The sequence below is a fragment of the Corynebacterium sp. NML140438 genome, from assembly GCF_001875725.1.
GTDB lineage: Bacteria > Actinomycetota > Actinomycetes > Mycobacteriales > Mycobacteriaceae > Corynebacterium.
The window spans coordinates 65,492-84,061 of sequence record NZ_MLCQ01000003.1 but is presented as its reverse complement, the minus strand read 5'-3'; the positions used below and the strand labels follow the sequence as shown (position 1 = coordinate 84,061).

Genomic DNA, 18,570 nt, shown 5'->3' with positions numbered 1-18,570 from the left:
CGAGTTAGGCCGACTTGCGGCCAATCACCAGGAAGGTCGGGCGCGACTCATGTCCCTGCGGCGCGCCGAACTCCTCGTCGATCTTGGCAATCTCCGGCAGCTCAACAACCTCGACGTCCTCCAGGCCAGCAACGCGGAAGACCTCTGCGTATGCCTCCGGGGAGTCGGCCGTCGCCAACGGCAGCTCCTCGAGTACGTCCTCGGTGTAGGTCAGCACGAAGGAGTCCGGTCCATTATCGGAAATGACCTGCGTGTCCTTCGAGATCCCGTTCGGGAACCAGGTCGCGTCCGCTGCGATGACCAGACCGCCGGGCTTCAGTGCCTCGGTCCAACCGCGGATCGCTTCCGTCGGCTCGCGCAGGGTCCACAGCAGGTAGCGGCTGACAACGACGTCGAAGTCGTAGAAGGACGGGGGCAGGTCCGTCACGTCGACCTCGGCAAACAGTGGGGTGTTGATGCCTTCCTCCTGGCGGAGCTCCGCTTCGTCGCGGGCCTCATCGAGCATTGGTTCGCACGCATCCACGCCGACGACCGCGTAGCCGAGCTCCGCAATGATGTGCGCAATGTAGCCGTCACCCGTGCCCATGTCCAACACGCGAACCGCGTCCTGCGGCATGTAGCGCTTGAAGATGTCAGTCCACGCTGCGCGGTCTGCCTTGGCGCGCTCTGCTGTCCTGTGTTCGCGATGGTATGCCTCAGCCCGGCCTGCCCAGTACTCGGTGATGCGTGCTTGGGTATCTGTCATTTGGGACAACTCATTCCTACAGAAGAAAGACAATAATCACTCACTAGCATAAGTCACCTTCGGCAGCTCGTCGAGGAACTTGGCGGAAGCGTTTAGACTGGCCTGTCATGGACGTCACCATCACCTGCCCCGCCGGCGCGATCACCGGCACCGCCACCACAGCCACCCGCGAGTTCTACTCCATCCCCTACTCGCGTATCGACGTCCCCTTCGATCCCCCACGCCCCGCCCCCGAGGGTCATCTCATCGACGCCACCACGCCGCACCCAGACACCATCGGACTGAGCATCACCACCCCGGCGACGGCGCGGGCCCTCGACGACTACCCGGTGATGGTCTATCTGCACGGCGGCCGCTTCGAGGAAGGCAACCACTGCGAGACCACCTCCCAGCCGGAGGCGTTTGCGCAGCAGGGCGTCGTGCAGGTGCGGGTGGGGTATCGTCGAAAATTCCCTGGGCTGCTCCCCTTCCCTAACGACACGTCGTTCCGTGCGGTGGAAGACTGCCAGGAGGCGCTGCGGTGGGTGCTGCGCAACATCGAGCACTTCGGCGGCGATCCAACCAACGTCACCCTGGTCGGGCACTCGGCGGGGGCGGCGCTGGCGCTCTGGCTGGCGCGCCGCGACCACTTCCAGGGAGCGTTCCGGCGCGTGCTGGCGCTGTCCCCCGCGTTTCCGCGCGTGCCCTTTGCTAAGCGCAAGTGGGCGGCGCGCGGGGCGCTCGGCACGCCGCTGACGCGCCTCGACCTCAACTGGTTGGCCGAGCGCCGCCCGGACGCCATTGAGCGCGCCTACCAGCGCTTCCGCACCCAGTACTTCCACGACATCGCCCTTGGCCCGGCACCCTTCGAGCCTGCGGAGCTCGCCGACGTACCAATCGTGGTCACCTCCACCCGCGAGGAGTTCCACCAGTCCGGCGAGGGCTTCAACGCCTTTGGTGCCACGTTCATCCGCTGCTTCGGCCGATTCTTCGGCGCCAAAAGCGCGGCGGCCCGGCGCAACTACATCGAGGCCGCACGAACCACGGACCCCGGCAAACTCGCGGGCAGGTTCCTATCGGACGCACTGATCCGTCGCTGGGTCGACGACGCCTGCGAGCACGGCCCCGCCGACATCCGCCAGATCGAGTTCTGCGCGGACACCCCGCTCGGCCACAGCTACGAGCTCGAGGCACTCTTCGGGGAGCCCACGACCTACATCGGCCAGCTCATCTACGGCTACATCTGCAGCGGGCAGGCCGACTGGCCCACCTACCGGCCGGATCGCCAGGTCCTGCGCGCCTCGCTCAGCGCCGACACGACGACGGTTGTGGAGGATCCGCTGCGCCACGTGCGGGCGGCGTTCAACCAGTAGGTTAGCGCCCGGCGCGCTCCAGCACAGCGCGCAGCCGCTTATCCGCCAGCTCTTCGACCAGCCACGGCGAAAACGCGAACGGGGTGGCGTCCGCCGCGCGGACAACGTCGGCGGGGTCCGCCCAGTGCCACGAGTCCACCTCGTCCGGGTTCGGGTCCAAGGCCTCGTGCCCCGGCGCCAGGCACGCTGAGTAGACCGGGCAGACCTCGTACTCGACGATGCCGGAAGAGTCCACCGCGCGGTAGCGGAACTCCGGGAGCACCGGCGTCACGTCCAGCACGGCGCCCTCCGGAAGGCGCAGCTCCTCTATGGAGCGGCGCAGGATCGCCGCCGGCACGTCCTCGCCGGGGCCGGGATGGCCGCAAAACGAGTTCGTCCACACCCCTGGCCACGTCTTCTTTCCTAATGCGCGCCGGGTGAGCAGCAGCTGACCAGCCTCGTTAAACAGCCAGCAAGAAAACGCCAGGTGCAGCGGGGTGTCTCCAGTGTGGACTTCGGCCTTGTCCGCGGCCCCGATCGGAGCCCCGTCGTCGCCGAGCAGGATTACTTCTTCGCGCATTAGTTATTCAGGTTCCCCTTGAACGTGACGTTACCGATCGTGAACTCCGCGTCCCAGAGGCCGTCCGGGGTCACGTCGAAGGCGTACTTCGCGTTCGTGGTCGCCCCCGGACCCAACGGGCGGTCGACGCCGAGGATGTCGACCCCGGCCTGCTCGGCGCTGATGGGGTTGGCGTCGACAAACTTGTTGTTGCCGGTGTTGTAGCGCAGCTTCGGCTTGAGCACATCAACTGGCATTGGAACGTCGCTCTTGTTCGTCACCGCAACGACAATGATGCCGCCGGAGCCGGCGCCGTAGCTGCTGCCCTGCCACTTGTAGGACAGCTTCATCTTCGGGTCATCGACGCGCTTGCCGGTGATCTCCTTGGACACCACCGGGTCCACGAATTCTTGGTGAAACTCGGGTTGTGGGGCGCCAGTGGGCGTCGTCACCTCGATGTCAGTGGGGGTTGCAGTGTCATCCTCTGACACGCACCCGCCCAGCGTGAGAGTAGTAACGAGCAGCAAGGCCGCAGCTGACAGTGTGTGGTGGCGCATCAGTGCCCTTTCGTATGGTTCAAGCGAAAACAATTGGTCACTATTGTACGAGTATCTCCCGGTCGCGCTACGCTGGGCCACCTATGCAATCTCTCACCCGTGTGTTAAAAAGCGCTTCTGCCCTGTGGCCGTTCTACCTCGCCATCGTTGTGATCTCGACGATTGTGGCAGGCCTCGGGCTCATTTCGCCATTCATCGTGCGCGAGGCCACCGACACCATTGTCGACGCCATCAACGAGTCAGCCGCCGCTCCCGCCGACCCAGTGCGCACCGTCCTGTGGCTCGCGTTCGCGCTGTTCATCGCAACCTCGCTCAGCGAGCTGGCGAAGAACGTCTCCGGCTACCTCGGCGACGTCATGGCGGCGAGGATCCGGCAGATCCTGTCCACCCGCTACTTCGCCAAGCTGCTTTCGCTGCCACAGCGCTACTTCGACACCCAGGTCACCGGCACCATCATTGCCAGGCTGGACCGCTCGATTGCTACGGTGACGCAGTTCATACAGTCCTTCTCCAACAACTTCCTGCCGATGATCATCCAGATCATCGCCATCCTCATCATCACGTCCTTCTACTACTGGCCGCTGACCCTGCTGTTGCTGGCACTCTTCCCCATCTACACGTGGCTGACGGCGCTGACCTCGAAGCGGTGGCAGAAGTGGGAAGCAGAAAAGAACGCGCAGATCGACGAAGCGAACGGGCGCTTCGCGGAGGTCGTCGGCCAGGTCAAGGTCACAAAGTCGTACGTGGCCGAGGTGCGCGAGCTGGACAAATTCGGCAACCACTACAACAACACGGTGAGCATCACCCGCCCGCAGTCGCGCTGGTGGCACTCCATGGACGCCCTGCGCGGGCTGGCGATGTCGCTGATCTTCATGGGGATCTACATGATCCTGTTCGTGCGCACCATCCAGGGCCACTTCAGTATCGGTGACATGGTCATGCTCATCCAACTGGTCACGATGGCCCGCCAGCCGGTGATGATGCTGAGCTGGATCGTCGACAGCGCGCAGCGCGCCGTCGCAGGTTCCCGCGACTACTTCCAGGTCATGGACGAGCTGGTGGAGCCGACCGCGAACCGCGAGCTCGTCGCCGCAACCCAGACCTCAGGTGTGCCGGAGCTTACCGTTGAGGAGCACCGCCCGCTGCCGGTCCGCGAACCTGTCGTGGAGTTCGACTCGGTCATCTTCGAGTACGAGCCCGGCGAGACCGTCATCCACGACATGAGTTTCAGCGCCCACGCCGGGGAGAAGATCGCCCTGGTCGGCGAGTCCGGCGGCGGCAAGTCCACCATCGTCAACCTGCTGCTGGGCCTCTACCCCATCCAGGAGGGCACGCTGAAGGTGTGTGGGAAGGACTTGGCGGAGCTGGGCGTCGAAAAGCTACGCGCGACCACGGGCGTGGTGTTCCAGGAGGCAGCGCTGTTCTCTGGCACCGTGTTTGAAAACATCGCCTACGGCAAGCCGGACGCGACGATGGACGAGGTAGTCGCGGTGGCCAAACGTGCCAACGCGCACGGCTTCATCATGAAGTTCACCGACGGCTACGACACCGTCATCGGCGAGCGCGGCCTGCGTTTGTCCGGCGGGCAGCGCCAGCGCGTCGCCGTCGCACGGGCAATGCTCAAGGACGCCCCAATCTTGATTCTCGACGAAGCCACCTCCGCCCTCGACACGAAGGCGGAGCGCGCCGTGCAAGCCGGACTCGACGCGTTGATGGAGAACCGCACCACCATCATGATCGCGCACCGGCTGTCCACCATCGCGGACGTCGATACCATTATCACGTTGCGCGACGGCCGCATCGACGAAATTGGAACCCCTGCGGAGCTCGCGGTCTCTGGCGGTATTTATTCAGAGCTGCTACAGCTCACCGCTTCCTCGTCTGCGGCGGATCGCGCCAGGTTACAGGCGTTCGGCTTCCACTCCGACGACAACGAGGAGGAGTAGCAACCCTGCGAGCCTGTGGCGAGTGAGGGCAGCCTGACTTCGCCACCTCGCCCGAGATCCTGCAGGAGGCCGTCCGGCGCATGGCTGAGGCAATCAAGCTACTGTGAGGAGGCATGGACGAAAACGCGAAACTCCCTACCCCGCAAGCCACCGACTTCTCCACGCCGACCCCTGCCGCCGAGCCGTGGGAGCGCCCTGACCCAGAGTGGTACAAGGACGCGGTGTTCTACGAGGTGCTGGTCCGCGCCTTCTTCGACCCGAACGGCACCGGCTCCGGCACGCTGCAGGGCCTCGAGTCCAAGCTGGACTACCTGCAGTGGCTCGGCGTCGACTGCCTCTGGATCCCACCGTTCTACGACTCACCGCTGAAGGACGGCGGCTACGACATCCGGGACTTCCGCAAGGTGTTGCCGGAGTTCGGCACGGTGGAAGACTTCGTCTCCCTGATCGACGCCGCCCACCGCCGCGGCATCCGCATCATCACCGACTTTCCGATCAACCACACCTCCGACCAGCACCCCTGGTTCCAAGAGTCCCGCCGCGACCCCTCCGGCCCGTACGGGGACTACTACGTGTGGTCGGATGACCCGGAGAAGTACGCCGGCACCCGCATCATCTTCATCGACACCGAGGAGTCCAACTGGACCTTCGACCCGGTGCGCAAGCAGTACTTCTGGCACCGCTTCTTCTCCCACCAGCCGGACCTAAACTACGACAACCCGGCGGTCCAGGAAGAGATTTTGGACGTCATCCGCTTCTGGCTGGACTTGGGGATGGACGGTATCCGCCTCGACGCTATCCCGTATCTCTTCGAGCGCGAGGGCACGTCGTCGGAGAACCTGCCGGAGACGCACGGGTTCATTAAGAAGGTCCGCGCGATGTTTGATGAGGAGTACCCGGGGCGCTTCCTGCTTGCGGAGGCAAACCAGCTCCCGGAGGAGGTCGTCGCCTACTTCGGTGAGGGCGAGGGTGACGAGTGCCAGATGGCGTTCCACTTCCCAGTCATGCCGCGCATCTTCATGGGGATCCGCCAGGAGTTGGCGCAGCCGATCGTCGATATCCTGCGTGAGACGCCTCCGATTCCGGAGTCCGCGCAGTGGGGTATGTTCTTGCGCAACCACGACGAGCTCACGCTCGAGATGGTGTCGGACCAGGAGCGCGAGTTCATGTACCAAAACTATGCGTTCGAGCCACGGATGCGGGCGAACGTGGGTATCCGCAGGCGGCTTGCGCCGTTGCTGGGTGGGCACCGCGGCCGTCTGGAGCTTGCGCACGCGCTGCTGCTGTCCCTGCCTGGGTCGCCGTTTTTGTACTACGGCGACGAGATCGGGATGGGCGACAACATCTGGCTGCCGGACCGCGACGGTGTGCGTACCCCGATGCAGTGGTCGAACGACCGCAACGGTGGCTTTTCCAAGGCGGACCCGGAGCGTCTCTACCTGCCGCCGGTGCGCAACGACCAGTACGGCTACGACATCGTCAACGTAGAGTCCCAGATGAAGCTGGAGAACTCGCTGCTGCAGTGGGTGCGCCAGATGATCATGATCCGCAAACAGTACCGCGCGTTCGGGCGCGGCTCCTACATCGAGGTTGATCACGAGAACCCGCAGGTGTTGGCGTTTATCCGCGAGTACGAGGGAGAGCGGATCCTGTGCGTGCACAACATGTCCTCGCGCCCGCAGGCCGTCGAGATGGATCTGTCGCGCTACAACGGTGTGGTGCCCCGCGAGCTGACCGGCGGCGAGGAGTTCCCGGCCATCGGCGAGTTACCGTGGCTGAGCACACTCGCGCCTCATGGCTTCTTCTGGTTCGATATCTCCTAACATTGGTCACATGATTGATATTGCTGCGCAGCGCTTCTACGGCGCGAAGTCCGAGCCGGTTGACGCCATCGATGTCGTCGCCGCGGAAGATGTCACCTCCCCCACAACCGGGGAACGCTTCACCTGGCAGATTCTCGCGGTGCACCACGGCGGCACGGTCGACCACTACCAAGTGTTTGTCGACGCCACCGGCACCCGCGACGTCCTGCACACCCCAGAGGGCGCCGAGGCCTACCTGGCCAACGTCGCAAAGTTTGGCGCGGTGGAGGGCGCCATCGACTCCGCCGGAGCCCGTCCGCTCGGTGCCGAGCAGTCAAACACCTCGCTGGTGGTTGGCGAGCACATTGTGAAGGTGTTCCGCCGCCTCGAGGACGGACTCAACCCGGATGTGGAGCTTTTGAGCCAGATCGCGGACTGCCCTGCCGTCGCCGCAGTGCGCGGCTACGCGACCCGCGATGGCCAAACCCTGGCGATGCAGCAGGACTGCATCGTAGGCGGCACTGACGGGTTCGTGCTTGCTACGGAAGGCAAGCTCGACGCACACGATACGAAGGCGCTCGGTACCGCGATCCGCCAGGTACACACCGCGCTCGCCGACGCCTTCCCCACCGAGACTGCCAGCCCGTCGGCGCTGCGCACGCGGCTCACGCGGCACCTTGACTCCTACATTCAGCGCGCCCCGGTGCTCGAGCAGTACCGCGAGCGCATCCTGAAGCTCTACTCGCTTCTCGACGCCAGCTCCGCCAGCACCGCCGCTACATCCCTGACCACGCAGCGCGTCCACGGCGACCTCCACCTTGGGCAGACACTGAAGACGGACTCGCAGTGGTTCCTCATCGACTTCGAGGGCGAGCCCGCGCGTCCCCTGCAGGAGCGCCGCCTGCCCGATCACCCGCTGCGCGATGTCGCCGGGATGATCCGCTCCTACGGGTATGCCGCGGCTGTGGGCAACTTTGACGCTGCCTGGGAGCGGGAGCACGTCGAAAAGCTGCTGGAAGGCTACGGCACTGCCCCCGCGAGTGAGGATCCAGTTCTCGCTGCGTACGTGGTGGACAAGGCGGCGTACGAGGTGGTGTACGAGGCGAACAACCGCCCTGATTGGGTGGAGATTCCGCTAAGGGCGATCGAAACACTCGTATAAACGTCTCACAGAATGGAAAAGATTTCCCATTTTTTCGCTGTGTGTTGTACTGTGTGGCAATGGACCACACACAGAACGCTCACACGGGCACGAAACAGGGGAACTCCACCCAGGCGGTCATCGTCACCGCGCTGGCGCTGTTCTCCATGTTCTTCGGAGCCGGCAACCTGATTTTCCCACCAACCCTGGCCGTACTGGCAGGCGATAACTTCTGGCCTGCTATCCTCGGCTTCCTCAGCACCGGCGCGCTGCTGCCGGTGCTGGCGGTCATCGCGATTGCGCTGTCCGGCGCGAACGTGCGCGACCTCGCGCAGCGCGCCGGCAGCATCTTCGGCGTCGCATTCCCTGTGCTCGCCTACTTGTCCATCGGTGCGTTCTACGCGCTGCCACGTACCGGCGCGGTCTCGATGGAAACGGCCATCACCCCGTTGTTCAACGTCTCTGGGCTCTTCGCCTCCGGCGTGTTTAACGTCATCTTCTTCGGCATCGCCCTGGCGCTGAGCTGGAACCCGAACACCATTATGGAAAAGCTCGGCAAGTTCCTCACCCCGGCGCTGGTCATCCTGCTGGTCGTGATGATCGCCGTCTCCCTGTCACGCTGGAGCGCTGAGCCATCCGCCCCTTCGGAGCAGTACCAGTCCGGCCCGTACCCGACCGGCCTGCTGGAGGGCTACCTGACGATGGACTCCATCGCCGCGCTGGCCTTTTCCATTGTCGTAATTTCCACACTGCGCTCGAAGGGCTTCCCTGAGGGCAAGAAGCTGGTCAACGGTACGATCGCAGCGGGCGTCGGCGCAGGCGCGCTGCTGGCGGTGATTTATGTCGGCCTGGGCATGATCGGCCGCATCATGCCGGATGCCACCCGGTTCGACAATGGTGCCGGCTTATTGGCAGAGGCGGCTCACTTAACAATGGGCCAGGCAGGCCAGGTCATCTTCTCGCTGATCGTGTTGCTGGCATGCCTGACTACCGCGGTTGGCCTGATTACTGCGACGGCGGAGTACTTCTCTACTGAGTTTGGCGGTGCCTACCGCACGTGGGCGGTAATCTTCACTATCACCTCGATGGTCATCGCGACCCAGGGTCTGGACTTCGTGATGACGATCGCAGCCCCAGTCATCGGCTTCCTGTATCCGCCGGCCATCGCCCTGATCTTTGTCACCCTGGTCGAGCCAGCGTTCAAGCGCCGCATGGCCTTCCGTTGGGCGTTTTTCCTGCCGATCTGGGTTGCTGTGGTCTGGTCCGCAATCGAGACGTTCATTTCCCTGGGCTGGGGTGCCGACGCCCTGCGACCGCTGGTGAGCTGGGCTCCACTCGACGCGGTAGGCCTTGGCTGGGTCCTGCCGGTGGCGATCGCGTTCGTAATTGGTCTAGTAGTGGACCTGGCCCGTCCGAAAAAACACGCGGAGACCATCAGCGCGTAGTGTGGGGCCATGCCTCTTCCACTCTCACTGATTGATTTTTGCACCCGATACTCCGGCGAGTCCGTCGCCGACGCAATGCAGCGCTCCGTTGCATTCGCACAGAAGGCGGAATCGCTGGAGTATTCGCGTATTTGGTACTCCGAGCACCACAACATGCACAGCATTGTCTCTTCGGTGCCCTCGGTCCTCATCGCCCACATCGGGGCGAAAACCGAGCGCATCCGGCTCGGCGCGGGCGGCGTGATGCTGCCGAACCACTCGCCGTACGTGGTTGCAGAGCAGTTCGGGATGCTCGAGGAGCTCTACCCCAACCGCATCGACCTCGGCCTTGGCCGCGCCCCGGGCACCGACCAGCAAACGCTCGGCCGCGCCCTGCGGCGCGACCCGCGGGCGGCCGAGCACTTCCCGGAGGACGTGCTGGAGCTGCAGGCCTGGCTCAGCGACAACTCCCCGCTCGCCGGGGTGAACGCGGTACCGGGCGCAGGCACCAACGTGCCGCTGTATATCCTCGGCTCCTCCATGTTCGGCGCCTCGCTGGCAGCGAAGCTCGGCCTGCCGTACTCCTTTGCCTCCCACTTCGCCCCCAACATGCTGGAGCAGGCCACGGCGTACTACAAGGAAAACTACGAGCCGTCCGAGCGCTACCCGGAGCCCTACTGCATCGCGGCCGTCAACGTCACCGCGGCAGACACCGCCGAGGACGCCGAGCGCCAGACCCACCTGGTGCACCGCAACCGAGTGCGCGCCATGATCGGGCGCCGTGGCACCATGCTCAACGACGAGCAACTCGACGAGGTGATGCGTTCCCCGCAGGGCCAGCAGATTATCGGCATGCTGCGCTACACCGCGGCTGGCACCAGTGAGCAGGTCCGCGGCTACCTCACCGACTTCGCCGCCACCGCGCACGCGGACGAACTGATGATTTCCCTGCAGGCCCCGACGCACGAAGAGGCGCTGCGTTCGATGGAAATTCTCGCAGGAGTCTGGGACCGCTAGACTCTACACCCATGCATTTCAGCACCCTGTCGCGCGGGCTGGTGGCGTCGACGCTCGGCGCCGCGCTTGGGATGAGCCTCGCCGCGTGCGGTCCTGCGGCGCCGCGGGAGGATGTGGTCGTCGCAACGCAAGGGCCCCCTGCGGGTCTCGACTTCACCTCCATCGGCGGTGCCGCGGCACCCCAGGCGCTGATGGGCAATATCTATGAGACGCTCGTGCGTATCGACGCCCACGGCCAGCCCCAGCCGTGGTTGGCGACCTCGTGGCGCGTAAGCGACGACGGCACCGTCTACACCTTCGACCTGCGCGACGGCGTAACATTTTCCGACGGCTCCCCCTTCGACGCCAGCGACGCCGTCTTCTCCATCAACTACGTGAAAGACTCCTGGGTCAACGGCATCAAGGAAAACATGGACCCGGTCGCATCCGCGCGTGCCGTAGACCCGCTCACGCTCGAAGTGACGCTAAAGGCGCCGAGCGAGCAGTGGCTGTGGTCCATGGGCACGATGACAGGCGCGATGATGACGCCCGACTCCGTGGGAAGGCTTGCGCGCGACCCGCTGGGCACCGGGCCGTACACGCTGCGCGCCTTTGAGCTCGGCCACTCGATTGCCTTCGACCCACGGCCCGATTACTGGGGCACCCAGCCGGAAAGCGGCGCGATGATCCGCTACTTCGGCGACGCCATCGCCGCGGTCAACGCGCTGCGCGTCGGCGATGTGGACGTCGTGTGGGCGATGCAGGCGCCACAGCTCCTCGACGCCCTGCCAGACGACATCACCACCGCAGTCGGCACCACCAACGGCGAGGTGATCTTCAGCATGAACAACAAGGCCGCACCCTTCGACGACGTCACCGTGCGGCAGGCCGCTGCCTACGCCATCGACCGCGATGCACTGAACGCCGTGGTCTACAACGGGCTGGCCACCGACACCGGCGGCGCGCCCGTTCCACCGACCGACCCATGGTTTAACGGTACCAACTACTACCCCTTCGACCACGACAAAGCCCGCGAGCTGCTCGCTGGGCGCACCCCTGAGGTCACCATCGAGGTGCCCAGCCTGCCGTACGCGCAGACCGCCAGCGAGCTCATCTACTCCCAGCTCCGCAGCGTCGGCTTCCGCGTCACACTGCACACCGTGGAGTTCCCGGCGGTGTGGCTGAACAAGGTGCACAAGCAGCACGACTATCAGGCGTCGATTATCTCGCACGTGGAGCCGCGCGACATGGTGCACATGTTCGGCAACCCGGACTACTACTTCGGCTACGACTCGGCGCACGCCCGCGAGCTCATGGCCCAGGGCGACCTGCGGGCCACGGTGGACACCATCATGGCCGACGCCGGGGCGCTCACCCTGGTCAACGCGCCGAACATCGTGCTCTACGCGCCGGGCGTGCACGGGCTCGACCCGAACGTAGTCACCGACTCCCTGCCACTCAACGAGGTGCGCCGATGAAACACGTTGCATCAACGCTGCTGCGGCTGCTCGCGCTGCTGGCCGCCGCCAGCGTGGTGATCTTCCTGCTGCTGCGAGCCATCCCGGGCGACCCGGCGCGCATCGCGCTCGGTCTGAACGCCTCGGATGAGGCGGTGGCGGAGCTGTCGCACACGTTGGGGACGGACCGCCCGCTGGTGGCCCAGTACGTGAGCTGGATGGTCGCGATGCTGCGCGGTGATTTCGGGGTGTCGCTGGCAAGCGGCGCGGACTTGGGCCCGGTGATCTGGCAGCGCGCTGGGGTCTCACTGGTGTTGGCGGTCGCCGCGATGGCGCTCTCGCTTGCTCTCGCGCTCCCGGCCGGGATCTGGTTGGCGCGGCGAAACAGTACAGTGCTGTCCGGACTGACGCAGCTGGGCATAGCGGTGCCGAGCTTCGTTGTCGGCATTGTGGCCGTGGCGGTGTTTTCTGTGCACTTGGGCTGGTTGCCAGCCAACGGGTGGGGCACGGTCGCGCACGCGGTGCTGCCGGTGCTGTCGCTGACCGCAGTGCAAACCGCGATTCTGGCGAGGTATATCCGCACCGCGGTGTCCGAGGAGCTCGGGCGCGACTACGTGCGCACGGCCCGTGCGACGGGCGCGAGCATGCCACAGGTGGTGCGCGAGCACGTGCTTCGCAACGCCGCGCTGCCGGTGCTCACCGTTGTGGGCATCCAGCTGTCCGCGCTGGTGGTCAGCGCCGTGGTGGTTGAGCAGGTCTTCGCCATCCCCGGCCTGGGCTCTTTCCTGCTGGACTCGGTGCGCAACCGCGATATCACGGCGGTGCAGTCCACGATGATGCTGCTGGTGGCGTTCACGCTGCTGGTCAACGCGCTTGTTGACATCGCCTACGGGGTCGTTGACCCGCGTGTCAGGAGGGCGAAGTGAACCCGAAACGAATAGCTGGGTGGGCGACGCTGGGGGCGATCGCGTTCGTGGCGGTGCTCTCACTGGTGTGGACGCCCTACGACCCGCTGCAGGCGATGCCCGCCGACCGCCTCGCCGCGCCGAGCGCCACGCACCTGCTCGGCACCGACGAGCTGGGCCGCGACCTACTCTCGCGCATCATGATGGGCGCGCGCTACACCGTTGCTGCGAGCGCAGGTGCCGCGGCGCTCTCCCTGCTTGTGGGCGTACCACTCGGGGTGCTCGCGGGCATGCGCCGCTCCTGGACGGAGCGCGCGGTCATGGGCGGCAGCGACGTGCTCATGGCGTTTCCGGCGCTGCTGCTGGCCATCGCGTTGACCGCTGCGTTCGGCGCCAGCATGTGGATCGTGGTGCTCGCCCTTGGCATCGCGGGTATCCCCGGGTTCGTCCGGGTCTCGCGGGTGGCCACGCTTCGCGTGATGTCCCAGGACTACATCCTGGCCGCGCGCCTGAACAAGGTACCTGGGATTATGGTGGCGTGGCGCCACGTGCTGCCGAACATCCTGCCGGTGGTCATCACCCAGATCGCGGTCGCGTTTTCCATGGCGGTGCTGGCCGAGTCGGGCCTGTCCTTCCTCGGCTTCGGCGTGCAGGCGCCCTACGCGTCCTGGGGCCGGATGCTGCAGGCCAGCCAGCCCTACCTGGCCACCGCCCCGCACCTTGCGCTGTGGCCGGCGCTGGCCATCGCGCTGACGATTCTCGCGTGCAACGTAGCAGGAGGCCACCGTGATCAACGTTTCTAACCTCCGCATCGAGGGCCTGCTGCACGGCATCAGTTTCACGCTCGAGCGCGGCCAGCGCCTCGGCATCATCGGCGAGTCCGGCTCCGGCAAGTCACTCACGGCGCTGTCCATCATGGGGCTCACGGGCCTCCCGGCCGAAGGTTCCATCACCGTCGACGGCGTCGAAATGGTCGGCACCTCCGAGCGGACCCGCCGCCGCGTGCGCGGTTCCCGCGTCGCGATGGTCTTCCAAGAGCCCATGACGGCACTCGACCCGCTGACAAAAATCGGCAAGGTCGTGCCGCGGCACCTGCTGCAGGAAGTCGGCGTCGACCGCCCCGAGGCCTACCCGCACGAACTCTCCGGCGGGCAGCGCCAACGCGTGCTCATCGCTCTCGCCCTCGCCGGCGACCCCGACTTCTTACTTTGCGACGAGCCCACCACCGCCCTCGACGTCACCGTCCAACGCCAAATCCTGGACCTCATCGACACCGTGGTACGCCGCCGCGACATGGGCCTGCTGTTCATCTCCCACGACATGCCCGTGGTCAACCACATGACGCAGGAAGTCCTGGTGTTTCGCGCCGGGGCGATCGAACCGGCGGACAGTGCCTACTCGCGCGCGCTACTCAACCCGGCGCTGCCCACGCTCGCGACTGCGCCGCGCGAGGTGGGCGTGCCCGTGGTCACGCTTTGCGACGTCTCCGTCACCCGCGGCACCACTCAAGCCCTTCGCAACGTGAACCTGGAGGTCCGCCGGGGCGAGCGTATCGGCATCGTGGGCGGTTCTGGCTCCGGAAAGACCACCCTCCTGCACGTCATCGCTGGCCTGCGCGACGTCGACTCCGGGGAGGTGCGCGTTGGCGGCGGCTGCCAGATGGTGTTCCAGGACCCTTATTCCTCACTCGACCCACGGATGCGGGTCGGGGCGTCAGTCGAGGAGGCGGGCGTCGATACGCGGCGGGCCAGCGAGATGCTTGCCGCGGTCGGTCTCGAGGGCACCGAGCGGCGCTTGCCCCGCGAGTTCTCCGGCGGGCAGCGCCAACGTATCTCCATTGCGCGCGCCACCGCCGCCACCCCCGAAATCCTGCTTGCGGACGAGCCCGTCTCCGCCCTCGACGCCACCCTGCGCAACCAGGTGATCACCCTGCTCGACGAGCTTTCCTCCACCCTCGTGTTCGTCTCCCACGATCTTGGCGTGGTGCGCGCGCTGTGCCCCCGCACCGTCGTGATGCACGAAGGGCGCATCGTGGAGGAGGGCCGCACCCAGGACGTCCTGCACAATCCGCAGCACGAATACACGCGGCGCCTCATCGACAGCATGTTTTAGGCGCTACTGTGGGTGGGTATGAAGATCGTAGTAGTTGGTTCCATTAACGCAGACCTCACCGTCAACGTTGCCCGCCACCCTAACCCGGGCGAAACCCTACTGGGCGAAGGCGGCGGGCTCACCGCCGGCGGCAAGGGCGCCAACCAGGCGTGCGCAGCCGCGAAGCTGGGCGCGCATGTGGCGCTGGTCGGCGCGGTTGGTAAGGACTCGAACGCGGCGCCGGCGCTCGCGCTCCTGGAGGTCGCGGGCGTGGACCTCACCCACGTCGAGCAGAAAGAGGAGGTCACCGGCCTGGCCGTGATCACCGTGGCGGCCGACGGCGAGAACACCGTCCTGGTCGTGCCCGGCGCGAACGCCGAGGTGGACGCGAACCACGTTGAGCGCCACGTCGCTGCCATCGAGGACGCCTCGCTCGTGTTGCTGCAGGGCGAGATCCCCGCGGACGGCTTCGCCAAGGCGGTCGAGTTGGCACAGGCCCACGGTGCGCGCGTCGTCATCAATCTGGCACCAGTCGTGGAGGTGGATCGGGAGGCGTTGCTCGCCGCCGACCCGCTGCTCGCCAACGAGCACGAGGCCGGCCTCATCCTCGAGCAGCTCAGCGTCTCCCCGCAGGAGACCCCGGAGCAGCTGGCCCAGCAGCTTCTCGACGCCGGCTTCGCCTCCGTCGTGCTCACCCTCGGCGCGGCCGGGGCGCTCATCGCCGACGCGGAGGGCTTGCGCCCGGTGGATACGCCGCGTGTGGAGGCCGTCGACACCGTCGGCGCTGGCGACGCGTTCGCCGGCGCGCTGTGCCACCGCCTGGTTGAGGGCGACACCCTGGATGAGGCCGCGAAGGTCGCGGCGAAGGTTGGCGCGATCGCTGTGACGAAGCCCGGCGCGCAGCCCTCCTACCCGAGCGCCGCCGAGCTAGACGCCTACGATTTCTAGCAACTTGCCCAGCACGGCCTCGCCGTGTTTACGCAGCCCGTCGTGCTGCATGTGCTCGTTTTCCCACACGTTGATGCCGAGTGCCTCGGCGGTCTCGAGGGAGAACTGGCGCGGCACGTACATGTCCTGCGTATAGACGGCCGCCGCGGTCCGAATCCCGTGGTCGACTGCGTTGAACCCCGCAGCGCCTGCGTAGAGGTTGGGCCAGTCGTCCTTGGCCGCCAGCTCGTGCGCCGCCTCCTTGAAGGGGCGCAGTGCCGGGTCCTCGTCGAATTGGAACGGGAAGACGTGCTCACCGGTGAGCAGCCCTTCGTCGGCGCCGAAGCCGGGAGTGCGCTCGGCGACGCGCTGCGCCGACCACGCGGTCGCGCCCGGTACGGTACCGCCGTAGATGGATTCGTGGATCACCCCGTAGAGCGGGCCGGACTCGTAGCTGACCAGCGCGCCGATCTGCGCCAGCACGTCCGTGCGCATCGCACCGTTCGGGTGGAAGGGGTCCTCGAGCAGCGCCGCGATCGTGCCTGCGCCGCCCTCCTGCCCCAGTAGCGTGCCGATGGTCCGGAAACGCCGCGCGCTCAGCCGCTCCCCGGTTGGCAGGAACTCCTCGCGCTGCTCGAGGTGCTCGCACACCTCCGCGATGCGCTCCTGCGCCCACGGCACTGCGTTGAAGAGCTCCTCGTGGCGGGCCCGCACGGTGGCGAACGTTGCCTCGTACACCTCGTCCACTCCCCTGCTGATCGAGGGCAACCCACCCGTAAACAGCGCCGCACGCAGCGACTCCGGGTAGCGCAGCATGTAGTGCACCAGGCAGAACCCGCCGAAGGACTGGCCCAGCGCGTCCCACTTCGCCAGCCCCAGCGTGCGGCGCAGCGCTTCCGCGTCGTCCACGATGGCGTCGGCGCGCAGGCGGGTGAAGTCGATGGTGGCGTCGCCAAGCATGGCGCGATCGATGCGGGAGGAGCGGCCCGTGCCACGCTGATCCAGCAGCACCACTTGGTAGCCGCGCTTGGTGGCGTACTCGATCCACTCGAAGCGCTCGCGCGGGCTCGGGAAGCCCGGGCCTCCCTGGAGGAAGAGCAGCGCCGACGCGTCCTTCGCGGTTGTGGCGCCGCGCACGATGCGCGCGAACAGCTGCACCCCCTCGCGCTCGAAGGGAACATCAACGCAGTGGAGAGAGGAAGCAAACAGAGACATGGCCCTCATGCTATACCCCCACTAGCATTGGGAGCCGTGACACAACCACTGTTTTTTCATTCCCAGCACAATCCGGCCCACGGAGGCATCCCAGTTGTCGCCCCGTGGTTCGCACAGACCCTCGGCGAGCAGATGCACGGCTGGGCAACCAGCCTCGAGTGGCAACACGACGGCGACACGATGCGCGTGAGCCACGACAACTTCCACCTCGTCTTCCGCACCCAGCTTGACGACGCCCGCTCGCGCTTCGAACTGACCATCACCAACGGCGCGTCCACCCCGCGGCCCGTCCAGATCGCACTGCACCCCTACTGGGCCTGCGACGCGGCGACAGCGGAACTCTCGGGTGTCGACGGCTCCCGCTTCCTCGACAAAACCGACGGCGAGTTGAAGACGGTGGAGGGATCGCTACGCTTTGGCAAGGAGACCGACGCCGTGATTGCCGGGGCGACCAGCGCCGTCCTCCGCGACGCCACCCGCGAGCTCACGTTTACCTGCACCGGCACCGACCACCTCGTGGTGTGGAACCCGAGCCCCGACGTCTGCCGCGTAGCCGAGGACCTCGGCGACGACGACTGGGCGCACTTCGTGTGCGTGGAGCCAGCGCTGCTCGGCGAAGACCGCCGCGGCGTGACCCTGATCCCGGGTGCTTCCGCGAGCATCGCGCTGGAGGTCGCCGTTGCAGCCCTACCCTGAGTACCACCTCCTCGCCGCTGAACGGCCGTGGTGGCGCGGGCTCGTGGAGGCGCTGCTACTCGTCGCGTTCTTCCTCGCGTTCACCCTTGCAGCCGTCGCGTTTCTGGACGTAACCGGCGACATGGACTCCCAGCTGGCCATCGTGCTCAGCCTCGCGCTGACACTACCGGCGGCGTTTCTCGCAGCTCGAGCGGCCGGGCGCGATCCGGCGGTGCTCGTCAGCGTGGCGGGCCGCGTACGCTGGCCAATCGTGTTTCGCAGCAGCCTCGTCATGCTGGTGCTGTTCGGCCTGACCACGCCGTGGGAAGACATCGACCTCACGCCAATCCTGCTGATGTACGTGCTCATCACGCCGTTTCAGGCGGCTTCGGAAGAGTTCATATTCCGCGGCGCTATCCCCCAAATCGTCGGCACGTGGGTGCGCTCGCCGTGGGTGGCGTACGCGGTACCCGTCATCCCCTTCGTCGCTTTGCACGAATACAACTGGATCGGGCTCACCGACATCCTCGTATTCGCCCTCTGCGTCTCAGTCCTGGTCTGGTACACCGGCGGACTCGAAGCCGCAGTAGTGATGCACGCGTTTAATAATATCTCTGTCTTCTTCATCGAACCCGACGCCAGCCCCACCGACATTGGGTGGGTTGACCTGGCGTTTTCCTCCGCGTTCACCATCGGCACAACGTTGCTCCTCCTCGCCGTGAACCGTCGAAAACGTCCGGACCCAACTAGCCATATCGTCCAGGATGCGGTTAACTAAGAGACTCACAATCTCAAGGAG

Annotated in this window: 17 protein-coding genes; 13 read left to right on the top strand and 4 right to left on the bottom strand. The window is 65.9% G+C overall.

Going from position 1 to position 18,570, the window contains the following annotated elements; all coding sequences use genetic code 11:
• Positions 1-4: 4 nt before the first annotated feature.
• Positions 5-745, bottom strand: coding sequence for a class I SAM-dependent methyltransferase (locus tag BJP08_RS00650; RefSeq protein ID WP_071567704.1), 741 nt, complete (start codon positions 743-745; stop codon positions 5-7).
• 107 nt (positions 746-852) lie between these two features.
• On the opposite strand from BJP08_RS00650, the gene BJP08_RS00645 reads away from it, so the two are divergent.
• Positions 853-2,097, top strand: coding sequence for an alpha/beta fold hydrolase (locus tag BJP08_RS00645; protein ID WP_071567702.1), 1,245 nt, complete (start codon positions 853-855; stop codon positions 2,095-2,097).
• 1 nt (position 2,098) lies between these two features.
• Here BJP08_RS00645 and idi read toward each other — a convergent pair whose 3' ends face one another.
• Both idi and BJP08_RS00635 read right to left on the bottom strand, forming a co-directional pair.
• Positions 2,099-2,656 (bottom strand): isopentenyl-diphosphate Delta-isomerase, encoded by a 558-nt coding sequence (idi, locus tag BJP08_RS00640; RefSeq protein WP_071567700.1) that lies wholly within the window; start codon positions 2,654-2,656, stop codon positions 2,099-2,101.
• A complete protein-coding gene (locus BJP08_RS00635) occupies positions 2,656-3,126 on the bottom strand; it encodes a hypothetical protein (RefSeq protein ID WP_143109957.1) in 471 nt (156 codons plus the stop codon). Before BJP08_RS00635 ends, idi begins: the two co-directional genes overlap by 1 nt.
• 149 nt (positions 3,127-3,275) lie before the next feature.
• Between BJP08_RS00635 and BJP08_RS00630 the strand changes: the two genes are divergently transcribed.
• From BJP08_RS00630 to BJP08_RS00585, 10 genes are all read left to right on the top strand, one after another.
• On the top strand, positions 3,276-5,138 hold the full coding sequence (locus BJP08_RS00630) for an ABC transporter ATP-binding protein (RefSeq protein WP_071567697.1): 1,863 nt from the start codon (positions 3,276-3,278) through the stop codon (positions 5,136-5,138).
• Between the two features lie 113 nt (positions 5,139-5,251).
• Positions 5,252-6,961: a maltose alpha-D-glucosyltransferase gene (gene treS, locus BJP08_RS00625; RefSeq protein WP_071567696.1), complete on the top strand. Its 1,710-nt coding sequence runs from the start codon at positions 5,252-5,254 to the stop codon at positions 6,959-6,961.
• A gap of 10 nt (positions 6,962-6,971) precedes the next feature.
• On the top strand, positions 6,972-8,102 hold the full coding sequence (locus BJP08_RS00620; RefSeq protein ID WP_071567695.1) for a phosphotransferase: 1,131 nt from the start codon (positions 6,972-6,974) through the stop codon (positions 8,100-8,102).
• 59 nt (positions 8,103-8,161) lie between these two features.
• Positions 8,162-9,526 carry a branched-chain amino acid transport system II carrier protein gene (gene brnQ, locus BJP08_RS00615; RefSeq protein ID WP_071567694.1) on the top strand — a complete coding sequence of 455 codons (1,365 nt, stop codon included), beginning with the start codon at positions 8,162-8,164 and terminating at the stop codon, positions 9,524-9,526.
• Positions 9,527-9,535: 9 nt separating this feature from the next.
• Entirely contained in the window at positions 9,536-10,522 is a 987-nt protein-coding gene (locus tag BJP08_RS00610; RefSeq protein WP_071567693.1) for an LLM class flavin-dependent oxidoreductase, read from the top strand.
• Positions 10,523-10,533: 11 nt separating this feature from the next.
• On the top strand, positions 10,534-11,979 hold the full coding sequence (locus BJP08_RS00605) for an ABC transporter substrate-binding protein (RefSeq protein ID WP_071567692.1): 1,446 nt from the start codon (positions 10,534-10,536) through the stop codon (positions 11,977-11,979).
• On the top strand, positions 11,976-12,884 hold the full coding sequence (locus BJP08_RS00600; RefSeq protein WP_071567691.1) for an ABC transporter permease: 909 nt from the start codon (positions 11,976-11,978) through the stop codon (positions 12,882-12,884). Before BJP08_RS00605 ends, BJP08_RS00600 begins: the two co-directional genes overlap by 4 nt.
• The gene (locus BJP08_RS00595) at positions 12,881-13,666 is read left to right on the top strand and encodes an ABC transporter permease (RefSeq protein ID WP_071567690.1); all 786 of its coding nucleotides are present in this window, start codon (positions 12,881-12,883) and stop codon (positions 13,664-13,666) included. Before BJP08_RS00600 ends, BJP08_RS00595 begins: the two co-directional genes overlap by 4 nt.
• Positions 13,650-14,975 carry an ABC transporter ATP-binding protein gene (locus tag BJP08_RS00590; RefSeq protein ID WP_071567689.1) on the top strand — a complete coding sequence of 442 codons (1,326 nt, stop codon included), beginning with the start codon at positions 13,650-13,652 and terminating at the stop codon, positions 14,973-14,975. Before BJP08_RS00595 ends, BJP08_RS00590 begins: the two co-directional genes overlap by 17 nt.
• An 18-nt stretch (positions 14,976-14,993) precedes the next feature.
• Positions 14,994-15,902: a ribokinase gene (locus BJP08_RS00585; RefSeq protein WP_071567688.1), complete on the top strand. Its 909-nt coding sequence runs from the start codon at positions 14,994-14,996 to the stop codon at positions 15,900-15,902.
• Here BJP08_RS00585 and BJP08_RS00580 read toward each other — a convergent pair.
• Positions 15,882-17,096: an alpha/beta fold hydrolase gene (locus tag BJP08_RS00580; RefSeq protein WP_143109956.1), complete on the bottom strand. Its 1,215-nt coding sequence runs from the start codon at positions 17,094-17,096 to the stop codon at positions 15,882-15,884. The genes BJP08_RS00585 and BJP08_RS00580 overlap by 21 nt on opposite strands.
• A gap of 36 nt (positions 17,097-17,132) precedes the next feature.
• Here BJP08_RS00580 and BJP08_RS00575 point away from each other — a divergent pair, with 36 nt between their 5' ends.
• The gene (locus BJP08_RS00575) at positions 17,133-17,792 is read left to right on the top strand and encodes a hypothetical protein (RefSeq protein WP_071567686.1); all 660 of its coding nucleotides are present in this window, start codon (positions 17,133-17,135) and stop codon (positions 17,790-17,792) included.
• The gene (locus tag BJP08_RS00570; RefSeq protein ID WP_071567685.1) at positions 17,776-18,549 is read left to right on the top strand and encodes a CPBP family intramembrane glutamic endopeptidase; all 774 of its coding nucleotides are present in this window, start codon (positions 17,776-17,778) and stop codon (positions 18,547-18,549) included. The genes BJP08_RS00575 and BJP08_RS00570 overlap by 17 nt, the downstream gene beginning before the upstream one ends.
• The last annotated feature ends 21 nt before the right edge of the window (positions 18,550-18,570 follow it).

Coding starts and splice junctions, on each gene's coding strand:
- BJP08_RS00650 (WP_071567704.1), bottom strand. CDS start 745: ATGACAGATACCCAAGCACGCATCACCGAGTACTGGGCAGGCCGGGCT.
- BJP08_RS00645 (WP_071567702.1), top strand. CDS start 853: ATGGACGTCACCATCACCTGCCCCGCCGGCGCGATCACCGGCACCGCC.
- idi (WP_071567700.1), bottom strand. CDS start 2,656: ATGCGCGAAGAAGTAATCCTGCTCGGCGACGACGGGGCTCCGATCGGG.
- BJP08_RS00630 (WP_071567697.1), top strand. CDS start 3,276: ATGCAATCTCTCACCCGTGTGTTAAAAAGCGCTTCTGCCCTGTGGCCG.
- treS (WP_071567696.1), top strand. CDS start 5,252: ATGGACGAAAACGCGAAACTCCCTACCCCGCAAGCCACCGACTTCTCC.
- BJP08_RS00620 (WP_071567695.1), top strand. CDS start 6,972: ATGATTGATATTGCTGCGCAGCGCTTCTACGGCGCGAAGTCCGAGCCG.
- brnQ (WP_071567694.1), top strand. CDS start 8,162: ATGGACCACACACAGAACGCTCACACGGGCACGAAACAGGGGAACTCC.
- BJP08_RS00610 (WP_071567693.1), top strand. CDS start 9,536: ATGCCTCTTCCACTCTCACTGATTGATTTTTGCACCCGATACTCCGGC.
- BJP08_RS00605 (WP_071567692.1), top strand. CDS start 10,534: ATGCATTTCAGCACCCTGTCGCGCGGGCTGGTGGCGTCGACGCTCGGC.
- BJP08_RS00600 (WP_071567691.1), top strand. CDS start 11,976: ATGAAACACGTTGCATCAACGCTGCTGCGGCTGCTCGCGCTGCTGGCC.
- BJP08_RS00585 (WP_071567688.1), top strand. CDS start 14,994: ATGAAGATCGTAGTAGTTGGTTCCATTAACGCAGACCTCACCGTCAAC.
- BJP08_RS00580 (WP_143109956.1), bottom strand. CDS start 17,096: ATGTCTCTGTTTGCTTCCTCTCTCCACTGCGTTGATGTTCCCTTCGAG.